The sequence below is a fragment of the Pantoea sp. YR525 genome (assembly GCF_900116775.1).
GTDB classification, from domain to species: Bacteria; Pseudomonadota; Gammaproteobacteria; order Enterobacterales; family Enterobacteriaceae; genus Pantoea; species Pantoea symbiotica.
In genome coordinates this window covers 564,239-577,772 of record NZ_FPBU01000002.1, presented here as the reverse complement: position 1 = coordinate 577,772, position 13,534 = coordinate 564,239, and the positions used below count along the sequence as shown (strand labels likewise).

The 13,534-nt window shown below is 57.2% G+C and carries 10 protein-coding genes; 9 read left to right on the top strand and 1 reads right to left on the bottom strand.

What is annotated here, in order from left to right; translation table 11 throughout:
* The first annotated feature begins 185 nt into the window (after positions 1-185).
* The 9 genes from BM323_RS06185 (at position 186) to BM323_RS06145 (ending at position 10,494) form a co-directional block, all read left to right on the top strand.
* On the top strand, positions 186-1,790 hold the full coding sequence (locus BM323_RS06185) for an ABC transporter substrate-binding protein (RefSeq protein WP_008109596.1): 1,605 nt from the start codon (positions 186-188) through the stop codon (positions 1,788-1,790).
* Between the two features lie 66 nt (positions 1,791-1,856).
* Positions 1,857-2,810 carry an ABC transporter permease gene (locus BM323_RS06180; protein ID WP_008109594.1) on the top strand — a complete coding sequence of 318 codons (954 nt, stop codon included), beginning with the start codon at positions 1,857-1,859 and terminating at the stop codon, positions 2,808-2,810.
* Positions 2,810-3,661 carry an ABC transporter permease gene (locus BM323_RS06175; RefSeq protein ID WP_008109591.1) on the top strand — a complete coding sequence of 284 codons (852 nt, stop codon included), beginning with the start codon at positions 2,810-2,812 and terminating at the stop codon, positions 3,659-3,661. The genes BM323_RS06180 and BM323_RS06175 overlap by 1 nt, the downstream gene beginning before the upstream one ends.
* A complete protein-coding gene (locus BM323_RS06170; protein WP_008109589.1) occupies positions 3,658-5,322 on the top strand; it encodes an ABC transporter ATP-binding protein in 1,665 nt (554 codons plus the stop codon). The genes BM323_RS06175 and BM323_RS06170 overlap by 4 nt, the downstream gene beginning before the upstream one ends.
* A gap of 177 nt (positions 5,323-5,499) precedes the next feature.
* Positions 5,500-6,345, top strand: a complete 846-nt coding sequence (locus BM323_RS06165) for a GNAT family N-acetyltransferase (protein ID WP_008109588.1) — start codon at positions 5,500-5,502, stop codon at positions 6,343-6,345.
* The gene (locus BM323_RS06160) at positions 6,345-7,271 is read left to right on the top strand and encodes a 2-hydroxyacid dehydrogenase (protein ID WP_008109587.1); all 927 of its coding nucleotides are present in this window, start codon (positions 6,345-6,347) and stop codon (positions 7,269-7,271) included. Before BM323_RS06165 ends, BM323_RS06160 begins: the two co-directional genes overlap by 1 nt.
* Before the next feature lie 7 nt (positions 7,272-7,278).
* Positions 7,279-8,412 (top strand): M20 aminoacylase family protein, encoded by a 1,134-nt coding sequence (locus tag BM323_RS06155; protein ID WP_175501686.1) that lies wholly within the window; start codon positions 7,279-7,281, stop codon positions 8,410-8,412.
* 115 nt (positions 8,413-8,527) lie between these two features.
* A complete protein-coding gene (gene gabT, locus BM323_RS06150) occupies positions 8,528-9,844 on the top strand; it encodes a 4-aminobutyrate--2-oxoglutarate transaminase (protein ID WP_008109585.1) in 1,317 nt (438 codons plus the stop codon).
* Positions 9,845-9,984: 140 nt separating this feature from the next.
* On the top strand, positions 9,985-10,494 hold the full coding sequence (locus BM323_RS06145) for an Lrp/AsnC family transcriptional regulator (protein WP_008109584.1): 510 nt from the start codon (positions 9,985-9,987) through the stop codon (positions 10,492-10,494).
* A gap of 312 nt (positions 10,495-10,806) precedes the next feature.
* Here BM323_RS06145 and BM323_RS24470 read toward each other — a convergent pair whose 3' ends face one another.
* Positions 10,807-13,314 (bottom strand): Ig-like domain-containing protein, encoded by a 2,508-nt coding sequence (locus BM323_RS24470; RefSeq protein ID WP_008105528.1) that lies wholly within the window; start codon positions 13,312-13,314, stop codon positions 10,807-10,809.
* Between the last annotated feature and the right edge of the window lie 220 nt (positions 13,315-13,534).

Here is a 13,534-nt window from a genome sequence, read left to right as displayed (position 1 = left end):
CGCCATTCATGGCGACCGCGCCGATGAAATCGTACAGATAACGCGGGTTTTGTAGGGTCGCCATTTATGGCGACCGCGCCGATGAAATCGTGCAGATAACGCGGGTTTTGTAGGGTCGCCATTTATGGCGACCGCCTAAAAGACGAACAACGAAATCAACAACAATTCATATTGAGGGTGTGCAGATGAGTAAATTCGATAAAGAGTCTGACGCTGTAAATCCGGCCTTAACCCGCATGCTGACCGAAGGGTCGATGTCGCGCCGTGGCCTGATGAAGTTGTTGTCTGCTGGTGCCGTGATGAGCAGCGGTTTGATCGCTTTCCCGCAGATGAGTTTTGCGGCAACCACCCCAGTAAAAGGTGGCAAGCTGCGCGCCGCCATGTCTAACGCCTCCGCCACCGACACACTCGATCCGGCCAAAGGCAACAACAGCGGCGATTACACCCGTCAATTCATGGTCTACAGCGGCCTCACCGAACTGGATAAAAGCCTCGCGGTGCAACCGGCGCTGGCGGAATCCATCGACTCCAGCGACGGCATCACCTGGCAGATCAAACTGCGCAAAGGCGTCACCTTCCACGATGGCAAACCGCTGACCGCCAAAGATGTCATCTACTCGCTGAGCCGCCACAAAGATCCGGCGGTAGCGTCCAACGCCTTCAAGCTGGCCGATCAGTTCAAAACCTTCACTGCCGTTAACGACAACGAAGTGACGCTGGAGCTGGCGCAGGCCAACTTCGACGTGCCGTTTATGCTGGCCAGCGCGCCGTTCCTGATCGTGCAGGACGGCACCAAAGACTTCAGCAAAGGCATCGGCACTGGCCCGTTCAAACTGAAAGAGTTCACGCCGGGCGTGCGTTCGGTCGGCGTGAAAAACCCGAACTACTTCAAGCCGGGCCTGCCGCATCTGGATGAAGTCGAGCTGCTGGGCGTCACCGATCAGGCAGCGCGCGTCAATGCGCTGATGTCGGGCGATCTGCACATCGTCTCCACCCTGAGCGCCGCCGACTGCAACCGCATCAAAGCCACCTCGGATTTCGGCGTGCTGGAGAGCAAATCCGGCATGTACACCAACTTAATCATTCGTACTGACGTGAAGCCGGGCAGCAACGAAGATTTCGTGCTGGCGATGAAGTATCTGCAGCCGCGCGACATCCTGGTGAAAACCGTGCTGCAGGGTTACGGCGACGTCAGTAACGATACGCCGGTACCGCCGTGGCATCCGCTGTATAACGCCGATCTCAAACCGCGTCCGCTCGATGCCGAGAAAGCCAAATTCCACATCGAGAAAGCCGGCATGAAAGGCGCGACGGTGGAGATCATCACCACGCCAAACATTGAAGGCTCGGTGGAGGGCGGCCAGCTGATTCAGCAGGTTTCGCGCAGCACTGGTCTGAATATCAAAGTGCGCCGCGTGCCATATGACGGTTACTGGTCAACGCACTGGACTAAAGATCCGGTCGGCTACGGCTCAATCAACCCGCGCCCGACGCTGGATATGCTGTTCTCGCAGTTCTATCTCTCCACCGCATCCAACAACGAATCGGGCTGGAAGAATGAGCAGTTTGACCAGCTGGTGGTGGCGGCGCGCGGCGAGCGCGAGCAGACCAAACGCAAGCAGATGTACGGTGACATGCAGAAGCTGATTTACGATCACTGCGGCACCATCATCCCAACCTTTATCAGCTCCACTGACGGTTACAGCAAGAAAGTGGGCGGCGTTGAAGCCTGGCCAAGCGGCATGATGATGGGTTATCGCTTCCATGAATTCGCCTGGCTGAATGCCTAACGTAGGGTCGCCATTTATGGCGACCGCACAATCAGCGCCTGAAGATTCTGAACAAGGAGATCGCCGATGAACCGATACATGTTGTTCCTGATTGCCCGGCGCGCAGGCGCAGGCATCCTGACCTTGCTTATCGTCTCGGCGGTGGTGTTCTTTATCACCAGCCTGCTGCCCGGCGACGCGGCGCAGATGATTCTCGGGCAAAACGCCACGCCGGAAACGGTGGCGGCGTTGCGCCAGCAGCTGGGACTCGATCAGCCGCTGCTGGTGCGCTACTTCACCTGGCTCACCGGCATGTTGCAGGGTGATTTTGGCACCTCGTTCGCCAGCCATCTGCCGGTGCTGCAGCTGGTCGAGCAGCGCATTCCCGCCACGCTGGAGTTAGCCGGCATCACCACGGTGATCTGCGTGCCGCTGGCGCTGATTATCGGCATCGTGGCGGCGATGAATCGCGGTTCGGCGCTGGACCGTTTTCTGGTGATCAGCACCATGGCAACCGTTGCGGTGCCGGAGTTTCTGGTGGCCACGGTGGCGGTGCTGATCTTCGCGGTGAAACTGCATTGGGTGTCGGCGATGTCGTTCGGCAGCCCGGACATGGACGTCATCAGCTACCTCAAAGCCTACGCGCTGCCGGTGTTAACGCTGTGCTGCGTGCTGGTGGCGCAGATGGCGCGCATGACGCGTTCCGCCATCATCAACCAGCTCGACAGCCCGTATCTGGAGATGGCGCTGCTGAAAGGCGTGTCGCCGCTGCGTGCGGTGCTGCGCCACGCACTGCCGAATGCGGTCGGGCCGATTGCCAACGCCATCTCGCTCAGCCTGTCGTATCTATTCGGTGGCGTGATCATCATCGAATCGATCTTTAGCTATCCCGGTCTGGCGAGTGCGCTGGTGGATGCGGTGAGCAACCGCGATCTGCCGGTGGTGCAGCTGTGCGTCATGCTGTTCGCCGCCTGTTATCTGGTGCTGCTGCTGGCGGCCGATATCCTCACCATCGCCTTTAACCCGAAATGGAGAAGCTGATGAATACGTTACTGCTGCCTGTACGTTTGTTTCAGTCGCTGTCGCTTTCGGGCCGCATCGGACTGCTGATCTCGCTGTTTTGGCTGCTGATGGCGCTGTTTGGTAACCAACTAGCGCCGCATAACGTCGAAGACATTGGCGGCGGGCCGATGCTCGGTGGCATGACGTCTGCCAACCTGCTCGGTACCGATTATCTGGGGCGCGATATCCTCAGCCGCATTCTCTACGGCGCGAAATTCTCAATTGGCCTGGCGCTCACCGCCGCGCTGTGCGCCAGTATTATCGGCACCTTACTGGCGCTGCTGGCGGCGGTCGCCGGGCGCTGGCTGGAAGAGGTGCTGGGTCGCGTTAACGATGCGCTGCTGGTGCTGCCGGGCAAAGTGCTGTCGCTGATGATTGTCGCAGTGTTCGGTTCATCGCTGCCGATGCTGATTCTCACCGCCATCTTCACTTACTGGCCGGGCGCGTTCCGTATCGCCTTCGCCATGGCCAGCAGCCTGCGCAATATGGATTACGTGCGTGCCTCGCGTTTGCGCGGGGAGAGCCGCTGGTACGTGGCGATCCACGACATCCTGCCGAACATGGTGCATCCAATGCTCACCGACTTCGGCCTGCGCTTTGTCTATATCGTGCTGCTGTTGAGCGGCTTGAGTTTCCTTGGCCTTGGCGTGCAACCGCCGTATGCCGATTGGGGCACGCTGGTGCGTGAAAACATTCAGGGCTTGTTCAACGGTTCGCCAGCGGTGCTGATGCCGGCGGTGGCTATCGCCAGCCTGACCATTGGCGCGAATCTGTTTATCGATAGCCTGCAGCAGATGCGTCCGTTGACGCTGGCGAAGGAGGGAGCATGAACGTGACGCCACATACCGCTATGCCGGTGATCTCGGTGGAGAACCTGCGCGTAACGGCGCAGACCGACAAAGGTGAAGAGATCGATCTGGTTTCTGATATTCGTTTCACGGTGCAGAAAGGCGAAGTGCTGGCGCTGATTGGTGAATCTGGCTCCGGCAAAACCACCATTGCGATGGCGCTGATGGGCTATGCGCGCCACGGCTGTCGCATCGCCGACGGCAATATTCACATGGCGGGCACCGATGTGCGCAGCCTGTCGCCAGGCCAGCTGCGCGAGTTTCGCGGCAACAAAGTGGCGTACATCGCGCAGAGTGCGGCGGCGTCGTTTAACCCCGGCATGCGCATTCTCGATCAGGTGATTGAGCCGGTGGTGATTCACGGCACCATGAAGCGCAAAGACGCCAAACAGAAGGCGATTGCGCTGTTCCGCGAGCTGGCGCTGCCTAATCCCGATACCATCGGCGACCGCTTTCCGCATCAGGTTTCCGGCGGTCAGCTGCAACGCCTGATGACGGCGATGGCGCTGATTGGCGATCCGGATGTGGTGATCCTCGACGAACCGACCACCGCACTCGATGTGACGACGCAAGTGGAAGTACTGAAAGCGTTTCGCCGCGTGGTAGCGCAGCGCGGCGTCACGGCGATCTACGTCAGCCACGATTTAGCAGTAGTTGCGCAGATGGCCGACCGCATTCTGGTGCTGCTGCGCGGTCAGATGGCGGAATACGGCACCACCGAAAGACTGATTGGCGCACCGCAGGCGGAGTACACCAAACTGCTGATGGATGCGGCGCGGCAAAAAGAGCGTCCAAGCAGCTGGACTTGCGCCGATGCGGATATGCAGCCGCTGATGGAAGTGCGCGATCTCAGCGCCGGTTACGGCCCGCGCGACAGCAACGGCCAGCAGAAAATCCGTATTCTCGAAGACATCAATCTGAAGCTATGGAAAGGCCAGGCGATTGGCATTATTGGTGAGTCCGGTTCAGGTAAAACCACGCTGGCGCACGCCATTGCCGGACTCAACGCGCCGAGCCACGGCCATATTCTGTTTAACGGCCACTACATTAACGGCGATATGCATAAGCGCCCGGACAATGAGCTGCGCCGTATTCAATATGTGTTCCAGATGGCTGATACCGCGCTCAATCCGGCGCACAGCGTCGAGCAGATTCTGACGCGTCCGCTGGTGTTGTTCCATGGCTTGAAAGGCGCGGCGCTGAAGGCACGACTGCATCAATTGCTGGATCTGGTGAAGCTGCCGCGCACCGTGCTATGGCGACGTCCGTGGGCGCTGTCTGGCGGACAGAAGCAGCGTGTGAACCTGGCGCGTGCGCTGGCGGCCGAGCCAGATTTGATTCTGTGCGACGAAGTGACATCAGCATTGGATACCGTGGTGGCTGCGGCGGTGCTGGATTTGATCAGCGAGTTGCGACGCGAACTGGGATTGTCGGTGCTGTTTATCAGCCACGATATGCACGCGGTGCGCGCGGTGTGCGACGATATCGTGGTGATGAAATCCGGCAAGATCGTTACGCAGATTGCCCGCGCCGATTACGATAAGCCGACCAGCGAACTCTATTTCGAACGCCTGAAACGCGCCGTGCCAGAGTTGCGGCAAGGCTGGCTGGATGAGCACGAAGAAGTGTTGAAGGCGGAGTGAATGCCAGGTCGCCATAAATGGCGCCCCTACAACAGCACAGAACCCGTAGGGTCGCCATTTATGGCGACCATCAGCACATGCACAGAACCCGCAGGGTCGCCATTTATGGCGACCGTCAGCACATGCACAGAACTCGTAGGGTCGCCATTTATGGCGACCTCACTAGCAAGGAAAACCATGATCACACTACGCGCAATGACGCAAAACGACATCGAACACGGCTACGCCATCACCCAACAGCTCAAATGGCCGCACCGCCGGGAAGACTGGCAGCAAGCGCTGGCGCTGGGTGAAGGCGTGGTCGCTGAAGAAAACGGCGAATTCGTCGGCAGCGCCTTTGGCTGGCGCTGGGGCGAGCAGGCAGCAACCATCGGTTTGGTGGTGGTGAATCCGCAGTTTCAAGGCCGCGGCACCGGCAAGCAACTGATGCTTGCGCTGCTGGAGAAATTCCCCGACTACAACATCCGCCTGCACGCCACAGAAATGGGCAAAGGGTTGTACCAGAAGCTCGGCTTTGAGGTCACTGGCCACATTCAGCAGCATCAAACGCGCGAACTGGCGGCGGTACCGAATGTCACTATTCCAGCCGGTTTAACGCTGCGTAACGCACAAGCCGCAGACGCCGATCTGCTGATCGAACTCGATCATCAGGCGCACGGCATGTGGCGTCCAGCTCTGATCAACAGCCTGATTACCGATTACCAAACCGTGCTGCTGCAGGATGCCAAACAGCGCGTGCACGGTTTTGCCAGCCTGCGACGCTTCGGTCACGGCTGGGCGATTGGCCCGGTGATCGCGCTGAATGTCGACATCGCGCAAACGCTGATTTCCGCTTTGATGCAAGGCCTGCGCGGCGAGTTCGTGCGTATTGATACCGATGGCGCGCTGCCGCTGGCGGCCTGGCTGGAAACCCTGGGTCTGGCGCAGGTGGATGCGCCCACCACCATGATTCGGGGAACGCCGTGGTCACCGCAAGAAGGTGAGATGCAGGCGTTCGGGTTGATGACCCAGGCGATGGCCTGATGCATATCGTCTACAAATCAGAAGCCACGCGCGGCGCGCACTGGCAGCGCTGGCTGGCGCAACATGCGCCGGATATTCAGCTGCACATCTGGCCGGATATCGGCGATCCCGAGCAGGTTGAACTGCTGGTGGCGTGGCAGCCACCGGAAAACCTGATGCGCACCTTTCCCAATCTCAAAGCGCTGTTATCGGTCGGCGCGGGCGCGGATCAATTCGATCTCAGCCAACTGCCACCCGATTTGCCGGTGGTTCGCATGATCGAACCTGGCCTGACGCAAGGCATGGTCGAGTACGTCACTTTCGCGGTACTTGGCTTACATCGCGATATGCCACGCTACTTTCAGCAGCAGCGTGATGAGCAGTGGCAAACTCACCCAATTCGCACCGCCAGCCAGCGCCGTGTGGGCGTGATGGGGCTGGGCGAACTCGGTCAGGCTTGCTTAAAACAACTTGTGTCACTGGGTTTTGACTGCGCTGGCTGGAGCCGCACCCCGCGTGAAATCAGCGGCGTGCATTGCTGGCACGGCAGCGATCAGCTGGGTGATTTCCTTGCTCACAGCGACATTCTGGTGTGCCTGCTGCCGCTCACCGACAGCACGCGCGGCTTGCTCAATGCGCAATTATTCGCGCAGCTACCTGACGGTGCAGCGTTGCTCCAGGTGGGACGCGGTCCGCAACTTCACGAAGCGGATTTACTGGCTGCGCTGGCAAGCGGCAAACTCAGCGCGGCGGTGATTGATGTCACCGATCCCGAGCCGCTGCCTGCCGGACATCCGTTCTGGCAGCATCCGGCCATTTGGCTGACGCCGCACATCGCCAGCGCAACACAAACCGACAGCGCCGTCGCCGCGCTGCTCGACAATCTGCGCCGCTATCAGCGCGGCGAACCGATGGTCGGCCTGATCGATCGCAACCGGGGATACTGAGATGCAACTGGAACAATTAGTCGCGCTGCGACGGGATCTGCACGCCCATCCCGAGCTGGGTTATCAGGAGCAGCGCACCAGCGACATCGTGGCGCAGCTGTTGCAAGAACACGGCATTGAAGTTCATCGCGGCCTCGGTAAAACCGGTGTGGTCGGCGTGCTGAAGCGCGGCAACGGCAAGCGCATGATTGGCCTGCGCGCCGATATGGATGCGCTGCCGATGCAGGATAACGGCAATCAGCCGTGGAAAAGCGTGCACGATAACGTGTGTCACGCCTGCGGCCATGATGGTCACACCGTGATGCTGCTGGGCGCGGCGCTTGAACTGGCAGAGCAGGGCGATTTTGACGGCACGCTGGTGTTTATCTTCCAGCCTGCCGAAGAGGGATTGGCGGGTGCGAAAGCGATGATCGATAGCGGCTTGTTCCAGCAGTTTCCCTGCGATGCGGTGTTCGCGCTGCATAACTGGCCGGAATTGCCGCTCGGCGAAGTGCAGACGCGGCCCGGCGCGATCATGGCGGCGGCGGATCGCTTCGATATCACCGTCAAAGGCGGCGGCGGACATGCCGCGCAGCCGCATTTAACGCGCGACACGTTGCTGGCGACCAGCGAACTGGTGGTGCAACTCAACACGCTGGTGGCGCGCGCGCTCGATCCCTGCGAACCCGGCTTGCTTAGCGTGACGCGCATGCAGGGCGGCTTCTCGCACAACATGATTCCGGCAGAAGCCAGCATTACCGGCACGGTGCGCACCTTCAGCGCGGCGGCGCAGGACATCATCGAAAATCGTCTGAGGGAAATGGCGCTGCACGTCACCGCCGCACACGGCTTGCAGGCGGACGTGAACTATCTGCGTTATTACCCGGCCACGGTGAATAACGCGGCGATGGCGCAGCTGGCGTTAGACGCGCTGGATCAGGCCGGTATTCACGCACAGCAGGCCAAACAGCCGGCGCTCACCTCCGAAGATTTCGCCTTTATGTTGCAGGCGCGTCCCGGCGCGTATCTGTGGATTGGCTCCGCGCCGAGCCAGCCGCTGCATCACTCGGCCTACGACTTTAACGATCAGCTGATTCCGCACGGCATCCAGACGCTGACGGCGCTGGCGCGGCATGCGCTGGGTGCAGAATTTCCCTGCTGATTGGCGGTGGATTTTGACAGGAAATGCCGCTGCCCGCTGGATTACGGCAGCGTGAGAAACCAACAGGTTGCGATACTTGAGCCATCCGAACGTTACGTGGAAAGGGGTTTTAAAAATGCAGAATGTCATGGCGGAGCAGCAAACATATTCCGATAACAGCCTGTTACTCGACGCGCGTGAGCAGCATGTGCCACGTGGCGTCATTACTGCGCATCAGTTGGTGATCGAGCGGGCGAAAGGCAGCGAAGTATGGGACGTTGAGGGCAATCGCTATCTCGATTTCGTCGGTGGCATCGGCGTGCTCAACGTCGGGCACAACCATCCGGCGGTGGTCAACGCAGTCACCAAACAACTCGGTTTAGTATCGCACGCCTGTTTCCAGGTGGTGGCGTATCCGGGCTACATCGAGCTGGCTAAGCGCCTCAATGCGCTGGTCGGCAACGGTGAAGATTTCAAAAGTGTGTTCTTCACCAGCGGCGCGGAAGCAGTAGAAAATGCCGTGAAGATTGCGCGCGCCCACACCAAACGCAGCGGTGTTATCGCCTTCGATGGTGCTTTTCATGGCCGCACACTGCTTGGTACCACGCTGACCGGCATGTCTGCGCCTTACAAACAAAACTTCGGCCCGTTCCCCTCCGATATCTATCGTTTGCCGTTCCCGAATGCGTTTCACGGCGTAAGCGATGACGACTGCCTGAAAGCGCTGGATCAGCTGTTCGCGGTGCAGATCGCGCCAGAACGCGTGGCGGCGATCATCATCGAACCGGTGCAGGGCGATGGCGGCTTCCTGCAGGCTGGCGCTAACTTTATGCAGGCGCTGCGCCGTATCACCGAAAAGCACGGCATTGTGCTGATCCTTGATGAAGTGCAAACCGGCTTTGGTCGTACTGGCAAGATGTTCGCTTTCCAGCATCTTGGCATTACGCCGGACTTGGTGACGGTGGCGAAAAGTATCGGCGGCGGTTTGCCGATCTCTGGCGTGGTCGGAAAAGCGGCGATCATGGATGCGCCACAACCGGGCGGCTTAGGCGGCACCTACGGCGGCAACGCGCTGGCCTGTGCGGCGGCGCTGGCGGTGCTGGATCTGCTGGAAAATGACAATCTGCTGGCGCGATCCAATCAGCTCGGCGAGCAGCTTAATGCGCGCCTGCAACAGCTGGCCGAGAAGTATGCCTGCATCGGCGATGTGCGCGGCATTGGCTTTATGCAGGCGGTTGAGATCGTCGATTTCGAGACCAAAAAGCCGGATGCGGCGATGACGCAGAAAATTCTCGACTGCGCCTGTCAGGAAGGTTTGCTGCTGATTAAGTGCGGTATTCATCGCAACACCGTGCGCTTCCTCGCGCCGCTGGTCACCACCGATTCGCAACTGGAAGAAGCGCTGCATATCTTTGATATCGCGCTGGCGCGCGCCAGCGGTCGGCTGGGTTAAAAAGCGCTTCCTCATTGAAATTATTGCAGTAATTTGAAAACCTCCCGCTGGTATAACCAGTTAACGAGATAGCACATTTACCTTAAAGCGTGTTATATCTTCGGGAGGTTAAACCTAATCGGTTGGCAATGAGGGGTGCTATGAACGGCTTAATGAAACTCGACCGCATCGACATCAATATTCTGGTGCAACTCCAGAAAGATGGCCGTATCAGCAACGTCAATCTCGCCGATGCCGTTGGGCTTTCGCCCAGTCCGTGCCTGCAACGCGTCAAGCGCCTTGAGCAAGCCGGATTTATCAACGGTTATGAAGCCCACATCAATCTCACCAAAATCACCGATTCCGTGACGGTATTTACCGAAGTCACGCTCTCTGGCCATCGCCGCGAAGATTTTATGAAATTCGAAAACGCGGTGCGTGAGGTGGATGAGTTAATGGAATGTCATCTGATCACCGGCGGTTACGACTATTTGCTGCGCTTTATTACCCGCAGCATTGAACATTACCAGGAAGTGATTGAGAAGATGCTGGATGCGCAGATCGGCATCGATAAATACTTCAGTTATATCGTGATTAAATCACCGATTATGAAAAGCAGCGTGCCGTTGAGATCGTTAATTTCGAAACAGAATTCGGTGGAGTTTGGTTGAGTTGTTTGTGTGTCTGGAATAGAGGTCGCCATAAATGGCGACCCTACAGATGTTATTTACGCGTTTTTGTAGGGTCGCCATTTATGGCGACCTGGCATAAAACCGCGCGCAGAAATAAACCCTCGCACATCCCGTAATGGCGCAATATATTGCGCAATTCATCTGCGGGCACGATATGTAAACCATCAAATCCAAACCGCGCGATTAATCGCGCCGCTACGGAATATGCGGTTTGTTATTCGGACAAAAAAAGCCACCGCAATAACACGGTGGCCTGAATTTAAATCACAGAACGGATTAATTATTTAACGATTAAACCAGTTCAGTTTTCACACCCTGCTGCACCAGCAATTCCGCGTCATCGCCGTGGCTGTAGACATTATATTCCACGCCCGCAACGGTAACAGTGCCATCCTGATGTTGCCATTCGCTGATATCGCTGCCTTCAGGCAGAATATCTTTGAGCTGAACCACATCACCTTCATTGCCTTTAACCAGCAACTGCGTTTTACCGTCTTCGATAAACAGATCTTTCTCGCCGTGCTGGAGCAGGGCGTTGAGATCGAGCTTAAGAATATTATCGCCGCTACCGGTAATGTCGATAATTTCAATCGATTCAATCGAGCTATTCTGCGCGGTTAAATCCAGGAGCTGTCCTGAATCGGTAAGTTGCAGGGTGTCAATTTGCTCTTCGCTGCCGGTGATTTTCTGAGTCGCTAAATCATCTGCACTGTACAACTGATGGATACTGTCATCATGCAATAATGTCGACTGAGATTCTTCCTCTATAGCAAATGAGTTCAGGGATTTTGTTCCCCAACGAATATCTTCAATGCCACCACCTCCAGCACCGGCTGATCTAGTGACTTCAAATCTACCAATTAGCGTACCTTCTGGTGCAATATATCGGAAAGTATGAACTGTTTGATCACCTTTCACCATGCCATGATTTTCTTGGGTAATAAATTTACCATTGATATCATAAATTTTTATATAAGCTATAAATGTGTCAGCATTGATTGCAAGTGAACTCAATTTAAATTCAAAATCTGTTGTACCTTCATCCCATCCCAGCGAAAGGTGCAAACCGCCTGTGAATATTGCATATTCATGACCAAATCCGGGTCCCATGACCGTTGCATCCTTGATAAACCTGAGGCCATTAGGACTGAGGGTGTTCGCAGGCACTGATGCGCTATTATAAGGAGCTCCTACACTCCTAAGATAATCATGTACCCAATCAAAATCCTCGAGCCCTGAAGTTCCTACCTTCTCAACTTCCAGATTCAGCGTGAAGGCATTACTCCAGCCCCCAGTAGACATTTTGCTCGCCTGGAAATCCCACTTGCCGTAGGCCAGTGTTCCCGGTGGCGTCCATGTCCAGTTACCAGCCGTATCGGCGGTGACGCTGTAAACGGTGGCGTTTGTGCCGTTAGTCGCACGCAGATAAACAATGCTGTTGGCTTCGGCCTGGCCGTTGAGGGTTGGCGTGGTGTCGTCGGTGCGGTCACCGTTTGCCAGCACCTTAGACGTGCCCATATCGTCATAACCGTCGGTGATAACCGGGTTAAAACCGTCGCTGCCGGTGATGCTCAGCGAGAAGGTATTTGACCAGGCATTGTGACCCTGCGGCTGAACCTCAAAGCTCCAGGTGCCGGCTGGCAGGCCTGATGCTGGCGTCCACGCCCATTTACCGCTGCTGTCGACATCCACCACAACGGTATTCGCCAACTGCCCAACCTGTGCGAATCGCAGCACCACTTTGCCGTTGGCTTCGCCGCGACCGCTGAAGGATGGCGTGGCGTCGTCGGTTATCGCGCCGCTGCTCAACTCACCCTGCCAGGCACCAAAATCATCTTTGACCATTTCGATGCGGGTTTTATTAGCAATGTCTGCGGCGGTGGCGATATCCAGCGTGAACAGGCTGCTGCTGAAGCCGCCGATGCTGGCCTGGAACTCATACTCGCCGTAAGCCAGCGCGCTGCCCGGCGTCCAGCTCCACTCAGTGCCGTTCACCGTCGCGGTAGCGCTACCGGTCCAGGTGCTGCTGCCCGCCAGACGATAGTAAACGGTGACCGTGTTGCCAGCAGAAACGTCGCCGCGCAGGGTTGGCGTGGTGTCGTCGGTCAGCGCACCGCTGCTGAGTTTGCCCATGTAGGTGCCAACGTCGTCGATGGCTTCTTTAATGGTGATGGTGTTTGGCGGCAGAACGGATGCGTCTTCACCAATCACAATGGTAAACGGCGCAGAAGGGGGGCCCGTTCGGGGCACTTTAGCAAACGTCTCTTCAGCAACCAGTCTCAGATTATTCGTACCGTCTGCAAGGTCCTGCGATGGCTCCATCTTCCACACGCCGGTGTCTTTATCCGCAACGGCGCTGCCGATTTTCTCATTTTTGTCATTGAGCAGGTAAACCGTGGTGCCTTTCTGCGCAACGCCGGTCAGCGTCGGGCGTTTGTCATCGGTTGTATCGCCCGGCTCAAATCCGCGCTGCTCTGCGCCGAAATCATCATAGAGTTTGATCAGCAGCGGTGCTTCAGGCGGCGTGGAATCAACAACAATCGTGGCGAGTGTGGGTTCGGAAAGGTTTCCAGCACGGTCGTACTGACGCAGCGAGAGGCTGTAGTTGCCATCGGCATACGGCGTGGTCGCCTCCCAGCGCCAGAAGCCATTTTCATCAATCGGGATCAGGAAGCGGTCGGTGCCGATAACCAGCTCCATTGTGCCTTTTTCGGCGAGTGCTATCGTGTTGCCAAAGACTAAATTGCCGTTGGCTTTTTCGATATAGGTGGTTTCGGTGCGTGCAAAGAGCTCAATCATAAGAATATTCCATTATATGTTTTTAACAGTACTGTCTGTGTCCTGGCGGTACGGTAACGCAGCCCTCCACAACAAAGCGCTGAAGGATGTTAAAGCAACGGGTAATAGGGGCGTTCAAGAACCGTCTGCAAAGAAAAGTGCCGGGGATGAGGCAGGTAAATAACGGTATATGCAGCTTGTTATTGCGCCAGCTCCACAGCATAAAATTTCATTCCGGTGG